Annotated in this window: 19 protein-coding genes; all 19 read right to left on the bottom strand. The window is 50.9% G+C overall.

The genetic code is table 11. The annotated features are described in order from the left end of the window. Window positions 1-139 precede the first annotated feature (139 nt). A complete protein-coding gene (locus IV54_RS01295; RefSeq protein ID WP_057877593.1) occupies window positions 140-289 on the bottom strand; it encodes a teichoic acid D-Ala incorporation-associated protein DltX in 150 nt (49 codons plus the stop codon). A 302-nt stretch (window positions 290-591) separates the two neighbouring features. After that, window positions 592-1,737, bottom strand: a complete 1,146-nt coding sequence (dnaJ, locus tag IV54_RS01290) for a molecular chaperone DnaJ (protein ID WP_057877592.1) — start codon at window positions 1,735-1,737, stop codon at window positions 592-594. Between the two features lie 124 nt (window positions 1,738-1,861). Then, on the bottom strand, window positions 1,862-3,736 hold the full coding sequence (gene dnaK / locus IV54_RS01285; protein ID WP_057877591.1) for a molecular chaperone DnaK: 1,875 nt from the start codon (window positions 3,734-3,736) through the stop codon (window positions 1,862-1,864). 37 nt (window positions 3,737-3,773) lie between these two features. Further along, the gene (gene grpE / locus IV54_RS01280) at window positions 3,774-4,352 is read right to left on the bottom strand and encodes a nucleotide exchange factor GrpE (RefSeq protein WP_057877590.1); all 579 of its coding nucleotides are present in this window, start codon (window positions 4,350-4,352) and stop codon (window positions 3,774-3,776) included. 20 nt (window positions 4,353-4,372) lie between these two features. Then, window positions 4,373-5,410 (bottom strand): heat-inducible transcriptional repressor HrcA, encoded by a 1,038-nt coding sequence (gene hrcA, locus IV54_RS01275; RefSeq protein WP_057877589.1) that lies wholly within the window; start codon window positions 5,408-5,410, stop codon window positions 4,373-4,375. 134 nt (window positions 5,411-5,544) lie between these two features. Then, window positions 5,545-6,495, bottom strand: a complete 951-nt coding sequence (gene ribF / locus IV54_RS01270; protein ID WP_057877588.1) for a riboflavin biosynthesis protein RibF — start codon at window positions 6,493-6,495, stop codon at window positions 5,545-5,547. 24 nt (window positions 6,496-6,519) lie between these two features. Further along, on the bottom strand, window positions 6,520-7,428 hold the full coding sequence (gene truB / locus IV54_RS01265; protein WP_057877587.1) for a tRNA pseudouridine(55) synthase TruB: 909 nt from the start codon (window positions 7,426-7,428) through the stop codon (window positions 6,520-6,522). Between the two features lie 91 nt (window positions 7,429-7,519). After that, a complete protein-coding gene (gene rbfA, locus IV54_RS01260) occupies window positions 7,520-7,873 on the bottom strand; it encodes a 30S ribosome-binding factor RbfA (RefSeq protein WP_057877586.1) in 354 nt (117 codons plus the stop codon). Between the two features lie 19 nt (window positions 7,874-7,892). Continuing rightward, window positions 7,893-10,307, bottom strand: coding sequence for a translation initiation factor IF-2 (gene infB / locus IV54_RS01255; RefSeq protein WP_057877585.1), 2,415 nt, complete (start codon window positions 10,305-10,307; stop codon window positions 7,893-7,895). 47 nt (window positions 10,308-10,354) lie between these two features. Then, a complete protein-coding gene (locus tag IV54_RS01250) occupies window positions 10,355-10,660 on the bottom strand; it encodes a L7Ae/L30e/S12e/Gadd45 family ribosomal protein (protein ID WP_057877584.1) in 306 nt (101 codons plus the stop codon). After that, complete coding sequence (rnpM, locus tag IV54_RS01245) at window positions 10,653-10,949, bottom strand: RNase P modulator RnpM (RefSeq protein WP_057877583.1); 297 nt, start codon at window positions 10,947-10,949, stop codon at window positions 10,653-10,655. Before rnpM ends, IV54_RS01250 begins: the two co-directional genes overlap by 8 nt. A gap of 27 nt (window positions 10,950-10,976) precedes the next feature. Then, on the bottom strand, window positions 10,977-12,203 hold the full coding sequence (gene nusA, locus IV54_RS01240) for a transcription termination factor NusA (RefSeq protein ID WP_057877582.1): 1,227 nt from the start codon (window positions 12,201-12,203) through the stop codon (window positions 10,977-10,979). 24 nt (window positions 12,204-12,227) lie between these two features. After that, on the bottom strand, window positions 12,228-12,701 hold the full coding sequence (gene rimP / locus IV54_RS01235; protein WP_057877581.1) for a ribosome maturation factor RimP: 474 nt from the start codon (window positions 12,699-12,701) through the stop codon (window positions 12,228-12,230). 527 nt (window positions 12,702-13,228) lie between these two features. Beyond that, complete coding sequence (locus IV54_RS01225; RefSeq protein ID WP_057877579.1) at window positions 13,229-17,566, bottom strand: PolC-type DNA polymerase III; 4,338 nt, start codon at window positions 17,564-17,566, stop codon at window positions 13,229-13,231. A gap of 101 nt (window positions 17,567-17,667) precedes the next feature. Next, complete coding sequence (locus IV54_RS01220; RefSeq protein WP_057877578.1) at window positions 17,668-19,380, bottom strand: proline--tRNA ligase; 1,713 nt, start codon at window positions 19,378-19,380, stop codon at window positions 17,668-17,670. Between the two features lie 36 nt (window positions 19,381-19,416). Then, on the bottom strand, window positions 19,417-20,694 hold the full coding sequence (rseP, locus tag IV54_RS01215) for an RIP metalloprotease RseP (protein WP_057877577.1): 1,278 nt from the start codon (window positions 20,692-20,694) through the stop codon (window positions 19,417-19,419). A gap of 93 nt (window positions 20,695-20,787) precedes the next feature. Then, window positions 20,788-21,576, bottom strand: a complete 789-nt coding sequence (locus IV54_RS01210) for a phosphatidate cytidylyltransferase (protein ID WP_057877576.1) — start codon at window positions 21,574-21,576, stop codon at window positions 20,788-20,790. Window positions 21,577-21,597: 21 nt separating this feature from the next. Further along, window positions 21,598-22,386 (bottom strand): isoprenyl transferase, encoded by a 789-nt coding sequence (locus IV54_RS01205; RefSeq protein WP_057877575.1) that lies wholly within the window; start codon window positions 22,384-22,386, stop codon window positions 21,598-21,600. A gap of 101 nt (window positions 22,387-22,487) precedes the next feature. After that, complete coding sequence (locus tag IV54_RS01200; protein WP_057877574.1) at window positions 22,488-22,910, bottom strand: hypothetical protein; 423 nt, start codon at window positions 22,908-22,910, stop codon at window positions 22,488-22,490. Between the last annotated feature and the right edge of the window lie 21 nt (window positions 22,911-22,931).

The raw sequence follows: 22,931 nt of genomic DNA, 5'->3' as shown, positions 1-22,931 counted from the left end.
CGAGGAGATCTCCAAAGGATAGAAACTATCCTTCAACACCATTTGACAAAGAGCCTCAATAGTTGCAATCATATTTTCAATCATTCTATATCCCCCCCAATAGAATTTACGTCTAATCTTGTCGGTTGACCCCCAACGATTAGAATTCGTTATAGATAAACGTGGAATTATTTAACCCACTGTATCCATATAAATAAACTAGTACCATCAAAATAACAAAGTAAAACGCTGTCCAGCCAATAAAGGCGACCACTGGCTGATGCCAAAACGCTAGCCACTTTGCTCTCATGAAATTCACCCCCAGGTTCTGCTGATTGATTCGTCCCCCAAATCAGCTTCCGTTCGCACCTACACAACCTATCTTTTCCCCGACGAATTCATGCTGTGTAGGGAGGAATTCCGTGGCCCCAGCCACGTTCCTTATGTTTTGAGATTAGCATTGCCAAAACCGGATTGCAATCAACACTACTCAAGCTTAACACTTTCTTTTTCTTTCATAATTTTTGATGTAGTTAGCGGGGCACAAAAAAAGCCGCTGAAAACCTTCAGCGGCCTTGATAGATTAGCTATTTGAGCAGGTTGCCCCCACAACTAATTCTCATTAAATTTATCTCTCATTTTGTTAAATAAGTTACCTTTGCCCGAGCCGGAGACACTCTCGCCACTAGCCTTAGCAAAGTCACGTAAGGCGTCCCGTTGCCCCTTATTTAAGTTCTTAGGGGTTAAGACTTTGATCGTGACGTGTTCATCACCATTGCCATTACCACGCAGGCGAGGTGCCCCCTTGCCGCGTAGACGGAAGATGGTGCCGCCCTGCGTTCCAGCAGGAATCTTCAACTTCACATCCCCGTGAACGGTCTTCACCGTCACATCGTCACCCATCGCCGCTTGGACGAAGGAAATTGGTTGGTTGAAGAAGATTTCGGTACCATCGCGCCGGAAGTCCTTGCTAGGCGTCACTTCAAAGATAATGAAGAGATCCCCATAAGGGCCGCCGTTTTGACCGGCTTCACCTTGACCTTGTAACCGCATTTGTTGACCATCATCCACTCCGGCTGGAATGGTGACTTCAACTTCGTGCTTTTCTTCTTCATGACCGGATCCACCACAGGTTGGGCACTTTTCCTTGATTTCTTGACCCGTCCCATGACAAACAGGACATGGTTGTTGGCGACGCATCCGCCCTAATGGCGTGTTGGTCTCCGTCGTCACGTAACCGGAACCGCCACATTGGTGACAAGTCTCAGGTGACGTGCCAGGCTTGGCCCCGTTACCGCCACAGGTGTGACATTGGGCCTCACGCGTGTACTTGATCTTGGTCTTCTTCCCAAAGATGGCTTCTTCAAACTTCAAGTCCATCTGGTACTGCAGGTCACGACCCGGACGAGGCGCGTTGGGATTCCGTTGGGCACCGCCGCCAAACATTTGGCTAAAGATGTCACTAAAGTCACCGGCGCCACCACCGAAGCCGCCGAAACCACCAGCGTCGCCGCCACCGAAGCCCCCAAAGCCTTGGGGACCGTCGGCAGAACCGTACTGATCGTAGTTAGCTCGTTTGTCCTTATCGCCTAAAACGTCGTAAGCATCCTGAACTTCCTTAAACTTGTCCGCCGCATCCGGGGCCTTGTTTAAGTCTGGATGATACTTCTTTGATAACTTGCGATAGGCCTTCTTAATTTCATCTTGGCTGGCATCCTTGGAGACACCTAATACGCCATAAAAGTCCGTTTGCGCCATCGTTTTCCTCCCAATCAATTCCGAAATTTTTCGCTACTAGTAAGAATAGCATACTCGAAACAAAAAGCCAAAGCCCAGCGGACTCTGACTTTTTGCCCGATTATTGACAACTTAACCGCTGACCTTACTTCTTGTCTTGGTCATCGTCGTCGTGAACTTCGTGGAAGTCACCGTCGACAGTGTCGCCGTCTTTACTATCGGTCTTGGCACCATCAGCACCCGCAGCTTGGCCGGCGCCGGCAGCGTCACCTTGTGCTTGTTGGGCTTGTTGGTACAACTTGACGGAGAGGTCCTGGATAATCTTAGTCAGGTCATCCTTCTTGGTCTTCATGTCGTCCAAGTTGTTGGCTTCTTGGGCCTTCTTTAAGGCATCGCGAGCGTCTTCGGCCTTCTTGATTTCATCATCTGAAACCTTGCCCTTAACGTCCTTCAACGTCTTATCGGTCTGGAAGAGTAATTGGTCGACTTCGTTCTTGGTGTCGACTTCTTCCTTACGCTTCTTGTCGGCAGCTTCGTTTTCCTTAGCTTCCTTCATCATCTTATCAATTTCTTCGTCGGATAAACCACCGGAACTCTTGATGGTAATCTTTTGTTCCTTGTTGGTTCCCATATCCTTAGCAGAAACGTTAACAATACCGTTCTTATCGATATCGAACGTTACTTGGATTTGAGGAACACCACGTGGTGCGGCTGGAATGTCGGCAAGTTGGAAGTTACCCAACGTCTTGTTGTCAGCAGCCATTGGCCGTTCACCTTGTAAGACGTGGATATCAACGGCTGGTTGGTTATCAGCAGCGGTTGAGAAGACTTGTGACTTGCTGGTAGGAATCGTGGTATTACGGTCAATCAACTTCGTGAAGACCCCACCCATGGTTTCGATACCTAAGGACAATGGCGTGACATCAAGTAACACAACGTCCTTAACATCACCGGTGATGACCCCACCTTGAACAGCGGCACCTAAGGCAACAGCTTCATCAGGGTTGATGGAGTGGTTAGATTCCTTACCCGTCCACTTTTCAACGGCTTCTTGAACAGCTGGAATCCGAGTGGACCCACCGTTTAAGATCACAACGTCAATGTCGCCAGCCTTCAAGTCAGCATCCTTCAACGCATTTTCAACTGGGATCCGAGTCTTTTCAACCAGGTCGGCGGTCAATTCGTTGAACTTAGCCCGGCTCAATGACTTCTGCAAGTGCAGTGGACCATTGTCGCCGGCAGAGATAAATGGCAAGCTGATTTGGGCTTCAGTAACCCCAGAGAGGTCCTTCTTAGCCTTTTCAGCGGCATCCTTCAAACGTTGTAAGGCCATCTTGTCCTTGGATAAGTCGACGCCATTTTCTTGCTTGAAGTCGTCAATTAACCAGTCCATGATCTTCTTATCGAAGTCATCCCCACCTAAGTGCGTGTCACCATTCGTTGAGAGAACGTCGAAGACACCGTCACCTAAGTCCAGTACGGAAACATCAAAGGTCCCACCACCAAGGTCGTAGACCATGATCTTTTCGTCCTTGTCTTGCTTGTCCAGACCATAAGCCAGGGCAGCAGCCGTAGGTTCGTTAATGATCCGTTCAACGTTTAAGCCAGCAATCTTACCGGCATCCTTAGTCGCTTGACGTTGCGCATCGTTGAAGTAAGCTGGCACCGTGATAACGGCCTTGTCAACCGTGTCACCAATGTAGTCTTCAGCGAAAGACTTCAAGTGTTGTAAAATCATCGCAGAAATCTGTTGTGGGGTGTAATCCTTCCCATCAACGGAAACCTTGTACCCTGCTTCACCCATGTGACTCTTGATAGATGAAATGGTGTTGGGGTTCGTGATGGCTTGGCGCTTGGCAACTTCACCAACTTGAGTTTCGCCATCTTTAAATGCGACAACGGATGGCGTCGTCCGAGCGCCTTCCTTATTTGCGATAATCTTAGGGGTACTACCTTCAAGAACGGCAACGGCTGAGTTGGTCGTCCCTAAGTCAATCCCGATAATCTTGTTACTTGCCATCAAAAATTCCCTCTTTTTTAGTTTTTTGTTTGTAAATTTATTGTGCCACGACAACCATGGCGGGCCGGAGAACCCGGTCTTTTAACTGGTAGCCCTTTTGGAGCACATTGACCACCGTATCGGCCGTTTGACCTTTTTCAACCGGAACCGATTGAACCGCTTTATGTTGCGTTGGGTCAAACTTCTGGCCGAGTGCGGCAATTTCGGTGACGTGGTTTCGCTTCAAAGCATCTTCCAAATGATCATAGGTCATCTGGACACCATTCTTCAGCTGTTCACCGGCCTCATCGCTGGCTTCAACGGCCAAGGCACGTTCCAAGTTATCAATCACCGGCAAGATATCTTTGGCGAGCTGTTGCCCGTCATACTTGATTAACGTTGCCTGTTCCTTTTGGAAACGTGCCTGAACGTTTTGCACTTCAGCCTCGGCGCGCAGGTACTTGTCTTCGAAGTCATCGGCGCGCTTGTTTAGCTTGGCGACTTCTTCGGCACTGGCAACGAGTTTTGGCTTAGGCTTTACAGCCTTGGCTTCTGCTTGCTTAGGTGCATCCGTTGCTTTCTTGGCGGCCTTTGCCGCGGTTTGGTCATCTGTGGACGGTTGTTGCTTGTCAGCCACGATAAAAAACCTCCCTTTCTTTACTCGTCATAAAACCGGTAATAATCCAGTAGTTTTTTCGCGAGCTCTTCACGAAAAGCCCCGACAATTCCCAACATCCGCGAATAAGGCATCCGTGTCGGCCCCAGGATGGCAATCATCCCTTTACCATGTTGGTCAACGTCATAAGTTGCGGTAATCAAACTGAAGTTACGTAGCGCATCATTGGTCATTTCATTCCCAATCCGGACGGAAATCTTGTCACTGGGTTGCCCCAGCACATCGGCAATATCATCCGTCTTGTCGAGCATCGCGTACAGCGACTTCAGTGAATCGACGTCGCTGTCCTGTGAGAAGTTCAACAGGTTCAAACGACCGCCGACGTAGAAGCGCTCTTGCGCGGCTCGGGTGAGCACGTCGCCAAAGATATCGAGGAATCCCTCGGGACTCTGGAGATAATTGGCGATCTTCAGCGGAATATCCTGCTGAAGTTTCTTCAGGACCTCTGGCAAGGTTAACCCCACCAGTTGGTCGTTGATTAAGCGCACGACGGCTTCCAGCTGTTCACCGGTAACCTTCTCGTTGACGTCAAACGTCTGATTCTCAACATCACCGCTGTCGGTAACCAGAATGGCCATGACTTGCCGCTTACCCAATGGGATTAAACGGAAGCCACTCAAGCGGCTATCCTTAAGTTCCGGCTTCAGCGTAAATGCCGTGTAACTCGTCAGATTTGACAGGATCGTCGCAGATTGTGAAATGATTTCGTCAATCTTATGGAAATCACCGCCCAATGAGGACTGAATCACGTCCATATCGTTTGGCCGCAACGGGTCTGGCTTGACCAAGTGGTCAACGTAGTACCGGTAACCTTCGCCAGAAGGAATCCGGCCGGAAGAAGAGTGGGTCTTCTCGATGAGTCCCTGCTCCTCCAACGCCGCCAGCTCATTACGAATTGTCGCCGAGCTTACGTGGATGGGTAACTGCTTGGCTAATGTCTTGGACCCCACCGGCACGCCGGTGTTAGTGAAGTCGCGGACAACGGCTCGCAGAATCATCATTTGTCTTTCTGAAAGCATCACAATCACCCCTTTTTTAGCACTCAAACTAATCAAGTGCTAAGACACATATATAATGTAGCAAAACCAGGTTTTGAAGTCAAGAAATCTGGTAGGATTTTTAGCAATCAGTAGGATCAAGTGCTAATTTCACTTTATTCGGCCGCAACTTGGGCAAAATACGCGCGGGTGTCGACCTCGTCTTTTTTCAGTTGGGTGACCAGCTCATCGGCTCCGGCAAACTTAACTTGCCCGCGCAAACGATGATGCCACTCAATTTCCACGGGTTCCCCATAGAGGTTGCCTTGAAAATCAAGCAGATTCATTTCGACGGTCACGGGACGGTTATCTCCAAAGGTATCGTTATGCCCCACGGACATCATGCCGGGATACCAGATGGCTCCGACCTTGAGCCGCGCCGTGTAGACCCCGATCCCGGGTAACCATTCGTCGTTAGGCGTCAGGATGTTTGCTGTTGGAAACCCAATGGTTCGGCCTCGGGCCTCGCCATGGACCACCGTGCCTGTCGTCCGATAGAGGTAACCGAGGAGGTCATTCACCTCGTCAATCTGCCCCTGCTTCATGGCCGTGCGAATTCGCGTTGAGCTAATCTTATCGGCTTCACTGTCTTGTTCAGACACCGTTTCAACCTCAAAACGCCCTTGCGCGTATTGTGGCAGACGGGCCATCGTGGCCACGTCCTTTTTGCCGTAAGTGTGGTCAAAGCCGGCTACAGCCACGACCGTGTGAAAGGCCACCAGGTAGTTGTCGACAAAGGCCTGCGGCGATTGTGCCGAAAATTCCCCAGTATAGTTAACCAGGAAGACGCGGTCAACGCCCATCCGGTCCAGCTGATTAAGCTTCCGGTCGGTGGGACTGAGGTACTTCTGGTCATCCCCGGTTAAGGCCCGGTAGACGATCGCTGGATGATGGTCGTAGGTCAGGACCGCCAGCTTGACGTGTCGTTCTTGGGCCAAGGCCTTGGCCCGCCGAATTACGGCTTGGTGTCCACGATGCAAGCCATCAAAGAACCCCATCGCAAGTACCACGGGATCTGCCGGAATTTGGCGTGGGTCCAGTGGATGGTGAATCCGAATAATTTCCATGTTTGACACCTCTTTCCAAAAATCTTAGTCCACTGCAAACATTTTGAGTGGTTTATATTGCTGCTTTTCGGGTAAAAATTGATACAGACATTTCGTTGCCCCCGCATAACTCAGGGCCACGATTGGTTCGGTACTGCCAACTTGAGCCTGATCGAGGAACACCCCGTTCTTGACCAATCCCCACAGACGCTCTGAGAGAGCCACGTGCGGGTACTGGGTCAAGGCGTAGTCAATCGGCCGTAAGATTGGTGACAAGTCCTCAGCGGCCATCGCAGCGGCCACCTCGTCCAAGGTAACGGCTTGGTCCAGGGTGAACCCGCCGCTCTTGATCCGAGTGAGTGAGGCCATGACGGCTGGGACCCCTAACTGGCGACCCAAGTCAACGGCTAAGGTGCGCACGTAGGTTCCTTTGGAACAAGCAATCTCAAATGCGACGGTCTGGGTCCCCTGTTCGGCATCGAAGTCACCGGGCGTGGTGAGGTCAAAACGGGTAACCGTAATCGTCCGCGTCGGCCGTTCCACCGTCTCACCCGCGCGGGCATACTCGTAGAGCTTACGGCCATTGACCTTAACCGCGGAGTACATCGGTGGTGTCTGTTGAATGGTGCCCGTCAAGGCTGCGGCGGCCTGAATCAATTGGTCAGCCGTAAAAGCTGTGGTCAATGGTTGCCGGTCGATCACGTCCCCATCTAAGTCTTCGGTCGTCGTGGCCAGACCCAGGGTTAAGGTGCCACGATAAATTTTCCCAGAACCCATGAGGTAGGGAACCACCTTCGTCGCACTACCGATGCAGATGGGAAGGACCCCATCTACGCTCGGGTCCAGCGTCCCGCTGTGCCCCACCTTCTTGGTATGCAGGATGTGGCGTAACTTTGCCACACAGTCAAAGCTTGTGAGTCCTCGTTCTTTATACAGGGGAATAATGCCATTCATAATGTCTTCCTCCATTTCAACGCTATCATTTGGGGCAAAAAAAGGCGTTGGCCCAATTGGACCAACGCCTTCCTGTTCTCTACAACCCGTGTTACTTTTCTTGGTGGTGGAGATCATTAAGCAATTCATCGATCCGACTACCGTAACGAACAGATGCGTCTTGTTCGAACGTTAATTCCGGCGTCTTGTAGATGCTCAGCCGCGAACCAAGTTCGGAACGAATCAGTCCCGTAGCCTTCTTCAAGCCCTCTGCCGTCTTTTCGGCGGAAGAAGCCTTGTCCGATAAAATACTGTAGTAAATCGTCGCCTGTTGTAAATCACCGGTAACTTCGACACCGGTAACGGTGACGCCATCAACCCGTGGGTCGCGAACACGTTTTAGTAAAATATCCGTAACTTCCCGTTGGATTTCTTGTTCCAACCGGCCAACTCGATATTGTGCCATGACTGTTTGCCTCCGATTTTTATTTAACAGGAACTTCCTTCATCACGTAGGCTTCGATCACATCGTCCACCTTAACGTCATTGTAGTTCTCAATCGTTAATCCTAATTCAAAGCCTTGCTTAACTTCCTTAGCGTCATCCTTGAACCGCTTGAGGGAGCCCAGCTTACCTTCGTAAATCACAACGCCGTCACGGATTAACCGGACGTCACTGTCGGACGTTACCTTACCATCCGTAACCATCCCACCAACGATCGTGCCGACCTTGGATGCATGGTAGATTTGACGAACTTCAACTTGACCAATAACTTCTTCCTTGTACGTTGGTTCAAGCAGACCCTTCATAGCCGTTTCGATCTCATCGATGGCATTGTAAATGACATTGTGCAAGCGAATATCAACCTTGTCGGAATCAGCCTGTGAACGTGCTTGTGGCGTAGGACGAACGTTGAACCCGATGATGATCGCGTCTGAGGCTTCGGCCAAGGTCACATCACTTTCGTTAATGGCCCCAACGGCGGAGTGAATGATATTTACCCGCACACCGGAAACTTCGATCTTCTTCAAGCTACCTGCCAAGGCTTCAACGGAACCTTGAACATCGGCCTTGATGATCACGTCAACTTCCTTCATTTCGCCTTCCTTGAGGGAGTCGAAGAGGTTGTCCAACGTGACGTGGCTGGTGTTCTTCCGGTCTTGAATCAAGGCTTCCTTAGCCCGTTCTTCACCGGCAGCTCTGGCCGTCTTTTCGTCGTCGAAGACCACGAAACGGTCCCCGGCTTCTGGCACATCGCTCAACCCAGTAATTTCCACTGGCGTTGCTGGAACGGCGTCCTTGATACGACGACCCCGTTCGTTAACCATGGTCCGGACACGCCCGAAGGTGTTCCCAACCACGATTGGGTCCCCAACGTGTAAGGTCCCTTGTTGCACCAGCAAGGTGGCAACGGAACCCTTACCTTGGTCCAAACGTGCTTCGATAACAGAACCGGCCCCATTTTGTTCTGGGTTAGCCTTTAATTCCAGCACTTCAGCTTGGAGCAAGATCATGTCGAGTAATTCATCGATGTTCTTCCCAAACTTCGCTGAGATCTCAACGAAGATGGTATCGCCACCCCAGTCTTCAGGAATCAATTCGTATTCCGTCAACTGTTCCATCACGTGGTTCGGGTTAGCACCTGGCTTATCGATCTTGTTAACAGCAACGATAATTGGTGTGCCGGCAGCCTTCGCATGGTGAATGGCTTCGATAGTTTGTGGCATGACACCATCATCGGCGGCAACCACCAGCACGGTGATATCGGTGATTTCAGCACCACGGGCCCGCATTTCGGTAAAGGCCGCATGTCCTGGGGTATCCAAGAACGTGATGGTCTTATCGTTGTAGTGGACTTGGTAAGCCCCGATGGCTTGCGTGATCCCACCGGCTTCACCAGCCGTGATGTGGGAGTGACGTAAGTGGTCCAATAATGTGGTCTTACCATGGTCAACGTGTCCCATGATCGTGACAACTGGTGCCCGTGGCGCCAAGTGGTCCGTGTTAGCCATTTCGGCATCGAAGAACTTGTCGATATCGGTCACGTCAACTTGAACCTTTTCTTGGGCTTCGATACCGTAGTCGTCAGCCAAGATTTCAATCGTATCCTTGTCGAGGGATTGGTTTTGGTTAACCATAACGCCCAACATGAATAACTTCTTGACGATTTCAGCAGATGAACGGTGTAAGATCTTGGCCAGGTCTTGGGCGTTCATCCCATCGGAGTATACCAGAACATCTGGCAATGCCTTGTTCTTACGTTCTGGTGCACCCTTGTGTTGGTTCACATCTTTAATCCGTTGGTTCTTCTTGTAACGGTTATTGTTGTTCCGCCGCCGGTTATTGTTCCGGTTGTTGCGGTTATTACGGCCGCCGCGGCTGTTGCTGGAACGGCGTCCATTACTATTATTCGTATTATTATTCAAACTTCCACCAAATCTGCCGGTGCCGGAATTGTGTTGCTCTTGACGGTGACTTCCAGACTGGCTGTTATTTTTATTAGTATTGTGTTGCTGACCTTGCGGCTTGTTCTGACCGGACCGTTGGCTGGTCGTCTGTGACTTCGGACGACTGTTGCCATTGGCCTGGTGAGAGGCGTTGGCTTGGCCGTGGCTTTGTCCCGCTGACTTGCCATTTTGGCTCGTCTTGTTTGCTGGCTTAGCGGCCCCAGTCGTCGACCGATGTTGCGCTGGTCGTGCGGCTTGGGTCTTAGCAGGCTTAGCTTGGGATGCCACTGGCTGCTTCTTAGAAAAAGCAGCCCGTAGCTGACGTTCTTCGTTCTCGCCGAGCGTTGACATGTGGTTTTTCACCGGAAAGCCTTTTTCTTCGGCCTTCGCAATGATTTGTTTACTGGAGACATTAATTTCTTTGGCGAGTTCATAAATTCGCTTTTTCCCCATATCTTCACACTCCTTTAATTTCTGTCGATCACGAGAACGTCAGGCGGCTACTTAGCAAGTAATGTTTGTAACTTCCGGACGAATCCCGGATCTGTAATTGCGATGACCGTGCGCGCTGACCCAATGGCCGTGCTCAACTGGTCTTTCGTAAAGTCTTCGTTTAATGGAACATCGTAACTCGTGGTCTTGTCGCGAAATTGTTTTTGGCTACTCTGACCCGCATCACTCGCGAGTAAGACCAATTTGGCTGAGCCATCACGCACTGCGGCCAAGACAAAGGTTTCGCCGGTGGTCAGCTTACCTGCCCGCCGAACCAAACCTAAGAGTTGTAAGGCACGCTCGGAATTAGTCATGATCGAATAATTCTCGTCGTGCTTGTTGGTGGTCAACGTAAGCGATCAAATCGTCATAGAACTGGTCATCGATCTTAACGTCAAACACGTGGTCAAAAGTCCGTTCCGCCTTAGCCCGTTTTGCAACGGCAACATCTAAGGCGATGTAGGCCCCACGGCCGGATTGCTTCCCGGTTGGGTCAATGCTGACCTCTTGCTGTTGGTTGCGAACCACACGAACCAACTGCTTCTTGGGTGCCATTTCTCCCGTTACAATGTCTTTGCGTAACGGAACCTTACGTTGTTTCATAAGCCCCAAACCTCCTTGAGATGGGTATTATTCTGCCGTCGTTGAATCGTCGCTGGCGTCTTCAGGGGCGTCTGACGGGGTTGCATCGTCGGCTGGTGTCACATCAGATGCAACATCTTCACTGTCAGCAACCGGTGCTTCTTGGTCTGCAGCCGCCGTGGCTTCTTCGTCAGCGGGAGTTGCATCAGCAGTCGTTTCCTGATCAGCTTCCATTATAGCAGACGCTTCGGATTCTGATTTGATATCAATCTTGTAACCTGTCAACTTAGCGGCTAACCGGGCATTTTGCCCACGCTTACCGATCGCTAATGACAATTGATAGTCGGGCACGATAACTTCACAAGCCCGTTCGTTGTTCGGGTCAAAGATGACGTCGAGCACTTCGGCTGGGTTCAAGGCGTTCGCAATGAACTTAGCCTCGTCATCGGTCCATTCAACGATATCCATGTTTTCGCCACCGAGTTCGTTAACGATCGTCTGAACCCGTTGTCCACGAGGGCCAACACTGGTTCCGACGGGGTCGATGTCAGGGTTGTTCGAACGAACGGCAACCTTGGCTCTGTCGCCGGCTTCACGGGCAATCGCCATGATTTCAACGGTCCCATCATAGATTTCAGGCACTTCTTCTTCGAACAAACGCTTCAATAAATCGGCGTGGGTCCGGCTAACGAAGACCTGGGGACCCTTGGTGGCATTTTCCACGCGGGTCACGTAAACCTTGATACGGTCGTGAATCCGGTAGGTTTCGTTAGGCATCTGGTCTTGACGACCCATGACGGCTTCGACCTTACCCAGGCTCACATAAACGAAACGCGAGTCCTGACGTTCAACTTCACCCGTTACGATTTCATTTTCGTATTGGCTGTATTGATCGAAGATGATGTTCCGTTCAGCTTCACGGACCCGTTGCAAGATCACTTGCTTGGCGGTCTGTGCCGCGATCCGGCCAAAGTTCTTCGGCGTCACTTCAAACTTGATGTCATCGCCTAATTCGTAACCCTTGTTGATGGCCAAGGCTTCATCCAAACCGACTTCCAAACGGGAATCGTAGACTTGGTCCACGACCTTCTTCACAGCAAAGACGTGAATGTTCCCCTTCTTCTGGTCGAATTCGACTTCAACGTTTTGTGCTTGGTCATAGTTACGCTTGTAAGCAGACACTAAGGCTGCTTCTAAGGCGTCGATAACCACTGACTTTGCGATCCCTTTTTCCGTCTCAAGGACGTCTAAGGCACCCAATAATTCTTTACTCATGTTGTGTTTCGCTCCTTAATTAAGTTAGAACTTGACAGCTAACCGGGCTTGGGCAATCGCATCACGTGGAATGGTTAACGTCTTGATGCGTCCCTTGAGGTTGACCTTAAGGTCTAGGGATTCTGCCTCTAATTTCTCCAAGGTTCCCTCGTAAACCTTGCTCTGACCAATCTTTTGATACAGGGAAACGTGGATGTAATCACCCACGGCCCGTTCAAAATCGGCCGGCTTCTTCAATGGCCGCTCGGCACCCGGAGAGGATACTTCGAGAAAATAGGCCTGAGGAATTGGATCTGGATCCAAGCTATCCAGCTTCTCGGATAGTTCATCACTGACCATTGCACATTCCTCAATATTAATGCCTCCGGGCTTGTCAATGTAGACCAGTAGGTACCAGCTCTTACCTTCTTTGACAAACTCCACGTCAACTAATTCAAACTGATGATGCGCCACAATTGGCTGGGCTAGGGCCGTCACACTCTCGACGACAGTACTCAAAGAATTCCGCCTCCTACATTTTTCCATTAAAAAGAGTGAGCATAAACTGCTCACTCATTTAAAAACGAGTTTAACTACAACCATTACTTTACTACACATGCCGCGGGATTGCAACCGATCCGCTGGTGACTAAAACTCCGTTACCAGCAGGATCACAAATCCCACAATCGTGATAAATTCAAATACCAATAAATTAAGTCGATTCAGTGCCATTTCCTTTAAACTAAAAGCCTTAATGGCGGTCAACACGAACGCTATCAGGAAATAACCCACCACGACCGTCAGAAACGGGACAGCCGTGACGCTAGCTACTAGTCCACACAGAATGTAACCCAAACCAATCAGACAATAACCTGCCAGAAAAATCCACCCATCTGGTAACCTCGTAAAGTGCCGGAGCATGGTGAACACCCGCTTTCGTTAAAGTGATCAAAGTTCTCTATTCCTCACTTTCATTGTAACACACTTGACGGGTATTGTAAGCGTTACCATGGTGTCTAAGCCGGTTATTTGCGGGTTGGGAAGGTCTACATCATATCGTCGAATAAACTGAGCTGATTTTCATCAGGTAACCCGGTCAAAACGCCGTTCTCGGTCATGAAGTCAATGATGGTCTTGGAAACCTTGCCTCGTTTGGCCAGGTCTTCCTTGGAAATGAATGGCCGGTCATTACGTGCGGCCACGATCTGCTTGGCCACGTTCAACCCCAAGCCAGGAGCGGCTTGGAATGGCGCAATCAGCGTGTCACCATCGATAATCCAGTCAGCAGCATCGGACTTTTCCAGATCAATCATCTTGAAGTTGTAACCCCGTTCCAACATTTCATTGGCGAGTTCCAACACGGTCAGGAGATTCTTATCCTTGGTAGAGGCGTCCATCCCCTGGTCATTGATGGCCTTCATCGCAGCCTTTACCGCCGTCTTGCCTTGTGACATGGCGACAACGTCGAAGTCGTCGGCCCGCACGGAGAAGTAAGCGGCGTAGTAAATGATTGGGAAGTAGACCTTGAAGTACGCTACCCGGAGCGCCATCAGCACGTAGGCTGCGGCATGGGCTCGCGGGAACATGTACTTGATCTTCAAACAAGAATCAATGTACCAGTCGGGACAGTCGGTTGCCTTCATCTTCTCTTGCCATTCGTCGGGAATCCCCCGCCCCTTCCGCACATGTTCCATGACTTGGAAGGAAGTCTCAGAGTCCAACCCGAAGTTAATCAAGTCGGTCATGATGTTATCCCGACAACCAATAACGTTGGCGATGGTGGCGGTGCCGTTCTTAATCAGTTCTTCGGCATTCCCCAACCACACGTCGGTCCCGTGAGACAGTCCAGAAATTTGTAGGAGTTGCGAGTAATTTTGTGGATGGGTTTCTTCCAGCATACCGCGAACAAACCGCGTCCCGAATTCTGGCACACCCAACGTCCCCGTCTTGGACTGAATCTGCTCAGGGGTAACGCCGAGCGAATCGGTCCCGGAGAACAACGCCATGACACCCGGATCATCCATTGGAATCGTCTGCGGATCAACCCCAGACAAATCTTGTAGGGTCCGGATCATCGTGGGATCATCATGCCCCAGGATATCGATCTTCAAAATGTTATCGTGAATCGAATGGAAATCGAAGTGGGTCGTTTGCCAAGCCGCGTTCTGGTCGTCGGCCGGATACTGGATCGGCGTAAAGTCGTAGATATCCATATAGTCTGGCACAACGATAATCCCCGCGGGATGTTGCCCGGTGTTGCGTTTAACTCCGGTCACACCCTTGGCTAGACGGTCAATCTCGGCTCCCCTGAAGGTCTGTTCGGTGTCACGTTCGTAGGCCTTGACGTACCCATAACCGGTCTTGTCGGCCACGGTACCGATAGTTCCGGCCCGATAAACATTCTTTTCCCCGAACAATACCTTGGTGTAGTTGTGGGCAATGGGTTGATAGTCCCCAGAGAAGTTCAAATCGATATCGGGCACCTTGTTCCCCTTGAAACCTAAGAAGGTTTCGAATGGGATATTGTGGCCATCCCCGATCATCAACGTCCCACACTTGGGACAGTTCTTTTCTGGTAAATCGTACCCTGAGCTGTATTCACCCTTGGTATAGAAGTGTGAATACTGACAGTTGGGGCAACGGTAGTGTGGCGGCAACGGGTTCACTTCAGTAATCCCGGTGAACGTCGCCACGACACTGGATCCAACGGACCCCCGGGACCCAACCAAGTACCCGTCCTTATTGGACTTGGCTACCAGTCGTTGCGCAATCAGGTAAATCACGGAGAACCCGTTCCCAATGATCGACTTTAATTCCCGGTCGACCCGGTGTTGCACCACCTCAGGAAGGGGATCGCCATACCACGCGTGCGCGGTATCCATGGTCCGTTGCCGAATTTCATCTTCGGCCCCTTCCATCCGCGGCGTGTAAAGCTTGTCTTTCAACGGGTGAACCTCATCCACGTCGTTGGCAATCTTCTGGGTGTTGGTCACCACGATTTCCTTAGCGGTCTCGGCTCCCAGATAGGCAAAGTCGTCCAACATCTCGTTGGTTGACATGAAATGAGCATCCGGTAATTCCTGCCGATTCAGCGGGTTCGCCCCACCTTGTGAGTGAATTAAAATTTTACGATAAATGTAATCTTCGGGATCAAGGTAATGGACATCCCCCGTGGCCACCACTGGCTTATTGAGGTCATGCCCCAACTTCACCATGTTTTTGACAATTTCTTCGAGATTCGCCTCATCGGCAATCAAGCCCGAATCAATCAGCGGCTGGTAGGCGGCCTTAGGTTGAACCTCCAGGTAGTCGTAATACTTAGCCTTGGCGGCGGCTTCGACCTGACCCTTTTGCATCATGGCCGTGAACACTTCACCCGATGAACAAGCGGATCCGACAATAATGCCATCGCGGTACTTGTCTAACAGACTCCGCGGCACCCGTGGAACCCGGTAGAAGTAATCCACGTTAGAGGCGGACACCAGACGGAACATATTCTTCAACCCGTCTTGCGTCTTGGCAATCAGAATCGCATGGCTGGGACGCGCGTGCTTATAGGCATCGTTGTCCGTCATGTGATCGTTGAGCTGGTCGTGGTACTGGATGTCATAGCGGTCCTCGGCATCCTTCAAGAAGAGATAATTCAGATGACCGGTGGACTCGGCATCGTAGACGGCCCGGTGATGGTGCTCCAGGCTGACGTGGAAGCGCTTGGCCAACGTGTTCAACCGGTAACTCTTCAACGTCGGGTAGAGGAAACGGGCCAACGTCAACGTATCAATGATGGGATTGGGAATTTCCGGCATCCCGTGACGCTGATATCCGGTATTCATGAACCCCACATCGAAAGTTACGTTATGACCAACGATGATGGCGTCCCCACAGAATTCGCGGAAGAGTTTGAAGACCTCTTCTTCAGACTTGGATCCAGCCACCATATCATCCGTGATACTGGTCAGGTTGGTCGTCTGTTCTGACAGGGGGAATCCCGGATCGATAAACTCTTCGAACTGAGCGATGACATTCTTATGCTCCATCTTCACCGCGGAAAGTTCGATCACCTTGTCATAAATGGCAGAGAGTCCCGTGGTTTCCACGTCAAAGACGACATAGGTTGCGCCGTCTAACGGCACGTGCGCACTGTTATAACCGATTGGGACCCCATCGTCTACCAGGTTGGCTTCAACCCCATAGAGCATCTTAATCCCGGCCTTGGTCCCAGCATTAAAGGCTGCGGGGAAGCCTTGGACGTCGGCATGGTCCGTAATGGCCATGGCCGGCATCCCCCACTTTTTGGCCCGACTGACGTAATCGCCAATCGGATTGGTGGCATCCATCTGACTCATGGACGTGTGTAAGTGGAGTTCCACGCGCTTCTCATCGGCGGGTGCCGTGTCTTGGCGCGTCGCATGCTTCACTTCGTTGATATCATAGGCATTTAAGGCCAGGTCACGCATGTAGCTATCCTCTTGGACGCTCCCGCGAACCTTTACCCAGGCGCCTTCATCGACACCAGCAAATTGGGCCTCATCTTCGGCCCCCCGGGAGAACTTCTTGACCACAATTGACGAGGTGTAATCGGTAATCTTCAACGTCAAGAGTTGCCGACCAGAACGGAGTTTACGCACTTCCTTGTCGAAGACGTAACCTTCGACCACGACAGAACGTTCTTCTTGGGTGATATCCACCATCCGGGTGATCGGTTGATCCCCCTTGATGGCCTTCCCAATTTGAGTCGGTCCGCTGGCAGCTACAACGTCGCCTTGACTCTGACGCTTCTGATTGGCCTTCTCGATGGCCGCGGCGGCCTGTTGGGCCAACTGGACATCGGTCTTCTCTTGTCGGGCCTTAAATTCTTCGATCTTGGCCTGTGACTTGGACTCGTCGACCTTCACCTGAATGTTAAATTTCGGGAAGCCGACTTGTCGGTAAGTAGCCTCGAGCGGCCCTAAGGCCTGATTACTGAGAAAGTTCTTAACGACTTCATTTTGAGCGTATAGCAACACGCGGCCATCGGGATCAAGTTGCGGCACCTGCGATTGGCAGAGTTCCTGAACCAAGCTCCCGGTAAGCTGACTATTTTTAACGACCCACTCCCAGTAATCTCCCAACACGCGGTTGGTGAGTTCCGGTTGGTCGACCAGAAAAGTCGCATCGACGGTGGCAATGTCACGAAACGCCACCTGCAAATGATTCTGAAAATCAACGAATGCCGTGAACGGAAGTAACTGGTCGAACTTGAGATAGAATTGCCACCGACGGGACTGTTCGTGCACCGTCAGACGGTCAATACTGGCCGTGGCAAAGTAAGGCTGCACGGCTTCACCAGCCAAGTCCAGTTGTTGTAATAATTTTTCGAATAATGCATGGCGATCTTCGTCCACAAGCGAACTCCTTTCATCCTGTCTAAAAAGGAGCCAGGACAATTGTCCCAGCCCCCTTGGATTCGGTCACAGACGTCAATTGACGCCTGTCGTTTTAGTTATTAATCAATATCCTTGAAGAGAATTTCAACGGTGCTAGCAACTTCATCCTTGATGACTTCGACTGTTTCACCAGTCTTACGAATCTTAATTTCAACGATGCCTTCGCCAGCCTTCTTCCCAATGGTAATCCGCACAGGGATCCCCATCAGATCGGAATCGGCAAACTTCACCCCAGGACGTTCCTTACGGTCATCGGTCAGGACCCGGTAACCCGCAGCGGTCAGCTGTTGGTCCAGTTCTTCGGTCAGATCGGCTTGGTCGGCCTTCTTCAAGTTAACCGGAATCAAGTGAATATCAAACGGCGCAATGTTCCGTGGCCAAACCAGCCCATTCTCATCAGCTTGTTGTTCGGCAACAGCGGACAGCAACCGGCTGACCCCGATTCCGTAGGAGCCCATGACAACTGGCTTCTGTCGACCATTGGCGTCGAGGACCGTGGCCCCCAATGAATCGGAGTAACGGGTCCCTAACTTAAAGATATGCCCGATTTCAATTCCCTTGGTAAACTTCAAGACCCCGGCACCATCTGGTGACAAGTCACCAGGTTGAACAGCCCGCAAGTCGGCGTAAGCATCCACCCGGAAGTCACGGTCGGCGTTAGCGTTCACGTAGTGGTAGCCATCCTCATCGGCACCAACCACCACGTTAACCATGTCACCCACGTATTGGTCGGCCAGGATCTTAACGTCCTCACCGACACCTACGGGACCCAGGGAACCAAAGTTGGCCCCTAAGAAGTGTTGCGCTTGTTCTGGCGTTGCTGGGTCCAAGAAGTCAGCGTTCAAGTAGTTCTTCAGCTTGGTCTCGTTAACTTCGTGATCCCCACGAACCAAGACCATCACTGGTTGTTCCTTATCGGCAACGTATAACATACTCTTAACCAGGGTGTTTGGTTGAACATCGAGCAACGTGGCAACCTCATCAATGCTGTGAGCCCCTGGTGTCGCAATCTTCTTGAGTTCGGCCAATGGCGCATGGGACTTCTTACTGATGAAGAGGCTCCGTGCCATTTCAAGGTTAGCAGCGTAGTCGGAAGAATCGGAGTAGACGATCGTGTCTTCCCCAACGGGCGCAATAGCAGAGAACTCTTTGGAGTCACTCCCGCCCATGGCACCACCATCCCCAACGATGGCCCGGTAGTTCAAACCGATCCGGTTGAAGATGTTTTCGTAAGCCGTTTCCATTTGGTCATAGATGCGGTCGAGGTCTTCATCGTCGATTGAGAAGGAGTAAGCATCCTTCATGATGAATTCCCGTCCCCGTAAAAGGCCGTAACGTGGGCGGTCTTCGTCACGATACTTGGGTTGGATTTGGTACATGACCAGTGGTAATTTCTTGTAAGACTTGATGGCATCTCTGACCAACATCGTGAAGGTTTCTTCATGCGTTGGGGCCAAGATAAAGTCACTGTCGTGGCGGTTCTTAAACTTAAATAAGTTGGGACCGTACGTTTCGTAACGGCCAGATTCTTGCCACAGTGAGGCTGGCAGAACGGCTGGCATCAACATTTCAACGGCGTCGATCTTTTCCATTTCCTCACGGATAATTTTTTCAATATTGGTTAAGACCCGGTAGGCCAATGGTAGGTAGGCGTACATCCCCGCCGTGACCTGCCGAATGTAACCGGCCCGCAACATCATCTGATGGCTCAGGGCTTCGGCGTCATTCGGCACCTCCTTTAGGGTTGGAATCAATAGTTTAGATTGTTTCATCGTCTTGTATTCCCTTCTCGTTACAACGTTAAATCTTTAGTGAATAAAGTAGCGCTCGATATCATTCCAAGTAACCAATAGCATCAGTAAGACCAGGAATGCGACCCCCACCAGCGTAATTCCCGCCTCAACATTTTCTGAGAGTGGTTTGCGCCGGATGGCTTCAATAAAGTTCAATAATATTTTACCACCATCGAGGGCCGGAATTGGCAGTAAATTGACAATTGCCAGGTTAATTGACAGAAAGGCCAGGAAATTCAGGATTCCCACTAGACCAAATTTAGTGGCTTGAGAGGTCGTGGCAAAGATGGCCACGGGTCCACCTAAATCATTTAGGCTGAAGTGACCGGAAACCATGTTCCACAGGGCGCCAAACAACGCTTTGGTCATCGACCAGGTCTGGGTAAATCCAGACGCTAGGATGGCCCCAATGTGCTTATTCTGGGCCTGCGTGATGCCGATCATGCCGACCGTCTTGCCATTGGACTTCTGGCCCTCTGGCGTCAGCGTTAGGGTCTTCTTACTCTGACCACGTTGAATGGTCAAAGTGGTCTTCTTGTTAGCCCGCGGCTGGATCGCCGTACTCAACGCCGTCCAGTCCTTGGTCGTCTTGCCATTGACTGTGAGAATCTTGTCGTTGGTCTTCAGGCCCGCCTTCTTGGCGACGGAGACCGGTGAACTTGCCACTTGAACCTGGTTGGTTCCCATGGCAACCCCACCCTGAACAAAGGACATCAACATGAAGGTCACAATGGCCAGGAAAATATTATTCATGGGTCCGGCAAAATTGGTCATTAACCGCCGACCCAGTGAGGCTGACTGAAACTGAACGTCCTTAGGCGCAATCTGAAGTTCGGTCCCATCACTCTCAATGATCGTGGCTTCATGGGCAACCGGATAACGCTTAACGGCGGATTCATCCCCGTTTTCGTAACCTTCGATCCACAATTCATCCTCGAGATCGGTCGCGGTGACCTCTAAGGGAATCCCGTTGAAGAGACTCGACTTCTTGGAGGTGTTAATCCGTTCAACCAGATCGTTCTTACCAAGGTAGAGACTCACCGGCGTTCCGGGTTGGAGTTCTTCCTCATCATCTTCGGCACCGGCCATGCGGACGTATCCGCCGACTGGCAGTAACCGCACCGTATACGTGGTTCCGTCTTTACCCCGATGATAGAAGAGTTTGGGACCCATTCCGATTGAGAACTCACGGACCAGAATCCCACCGCGTTTGGCAAAGTAAAAGTGCCCGAATTCGTGCACGATGACCAAAATTCCAAACACGATAATAAAGGTAATAATGGTTGTAATCACAGCTGTCGTCCCTTCTCCTGTTGGCTTCGCTTACTTTTTTCTGCTGTCTAGCATACCGTAAGCAATAGTCGTGGTGCAAGTGACTTGCGGTCGTTAGATCAGTCCGAAGAGATGAATCACGGGCAGAACCAACAGTAGACTATCAAACCGGTCGAGAATCCCACCGTGTCCCGGTAGGATCTTGCCGGAATCCTTGACGCCGTAGTACCGCTTGAGAGCCGATTCCACGAGATCCCCGAACTGACCTACGATCGAGAAGACCAGGGTTAAAAGAATCATGACGCCCAGACTGAAATGACCCGTAGGGAAGAAATACCAGAAGACACTCCCAACAATCGTGGCCACCAGTGAGCCCCCAATGGAGCCCTCCCAGGTCTTGTTCGGACTGATATGTGGGGCGAGCTTGTGCTTCCCTAATTTTCGGCCAATCATGTAGGCACCGGAATCCGTCGTCCAGACAATGAACAACGCGTATAGCAGGGCCACTAGACTGACATCCCGTGCGGCAATAAAGAAGTGGAACCCAATCCCGATGTACAGCATGCTCAGCGTAATCACCCCAGCATCGTCGAACGAGAACCGGTTACGAGAAACCACCGTCCGCATCAATAATAGCAGGACAAATAAGTAAACAATGTACCAGGGATCGAGAAAGTGAGGCAGATCCTGCCACCAACCCATGGGGGCGATGACTGCTAAGATACCTAAACCAGAGATAAAGGCTTCTGGGCTCACCAAAAGCTTCTTACGCATGATCAGGACTTCCGATAAGGCCACTAAACCTAAGACGAAGCCGGCCACATCCACCCAGATACCCCCCGCAATGATGATGGGGATAAATATAATTAAGGCGACAACCGCCGTAATAACCCGTTGTTTCATTCTACATGCTCCTCAATGTCGTTATTTTTGTTCCGTCGTTTCCAGACCGCCAAAGCGGCGATGACGTTGCTGATAAGTATAGATTGCCGATTCTAGGGCTGCTTGGTCAAAGTCTGGCCAATGTTCTTGGACGAAGACAAACTCACTGTAGGCAGCCTCCCACAGCATGAAATTAGAGAGGCGTTGCTCCCCACTGGTTCGAATCATCAGATCGGGATCGGCCAGGTCACCCAGGTCACCCGTCATGAGTTCGCGGTCCATCTGGGCTTCATCGATAGCCTCGGGAGCCAGATCACCCGCCTGAACGCGTTTAGCCAGGGCTTGCACCGCGGTAATAATTTCCGCGCGACCGCCGTAGTTGAGGGCAAAGTTCAGCACCATCCCCGTACAGTCAGCGGTATCGGCAACGGCATCTTGCACCGCCTTTTGCGTCGCCTTAGGCAGTTGATCCACGTAGCCCATCACCTTGACGCGAATATTATTCTTGATGAGTTCGGGGACAAATGTGCTAAAGAAATCAACCGGCAACTTCATCAGATAGTTCACTTCCGTTGAAGGCCGCGACCAGTTCTCCGTTGAAAAGGCATATAACGTGAGGACCTTGACACCCAAGTGACTGGCAGCCTTTGCCACCGTTTTGACCGTATTCATACCTTGTTTGTGACCAGCGATCCGTGGTAAATGACGTTGTTGGGCCCACCGACCGTTGCCATCCATGATAATGGCGATGTGGGCGGGAATGTTGGTTTCATCCAATTGCCGTTCCGTGACTTCGCCCGTCGCCTGATCTTTATTTAAAAATGAAAACACAGCGCACCTCCATTAAGTCTTTACAACCTCTCATCATAACAAAAAAAGAGCCGGGAAACTATCCCAGCTCTCAAATTGAGCGAAAACTTTAAGGTTTCGCGCTATTCGATTAACCGCCAGTCACCGCGCTTAGCGTCAGCCAACGTTCCGAAGTAGCTCAGAAGGTTGTTGGCATCATCGGCACTGACCTGTCCCAACAGGTTCAGACCTTCACCAGTTGGCATTGGGTCAGACAAGTCGGTAATTTCGTTACCGTGTTCGATGGTTGCCTTAGAGAAGGCCACGATCCAGTCGTCGCCAATCAGTTGGGTAACGACGAAGAACAAGTTGAAATCATCGCTAACAAAGGCGGGTTGAGCATATACCCCTTCTTGAATTTCTTCAAGTTCCGCACCATTGTAGTTTAAGATTGACACGTTTTCAGCATTGACCGCGTTGTTTAACCGAAAGACCATTTTCCCGAATTCCTTAGAACCGGGGGTGATTTCGATGTCGTCTTGGTTATTTTGATTCTCTTCTGCCATAATAAAACGCTCCTTCCCCAA

The sequence above is a fragment of the Levilactobacillus paucivorans genome (genome assembly GCF_001437125.1).
GTDB classification, from domain to species: Bacteria; Bacillota; Bacilli; order Lactobacillales; family Lactobacillaceae; genus Levilactobacillus; species Levilactobacillus paucivorans.
The sequence above is the reverse complement of the archived record's forward strand: the minus strand, read 5'-3'. Positions and strand labels throughout refer to the sequence as shown.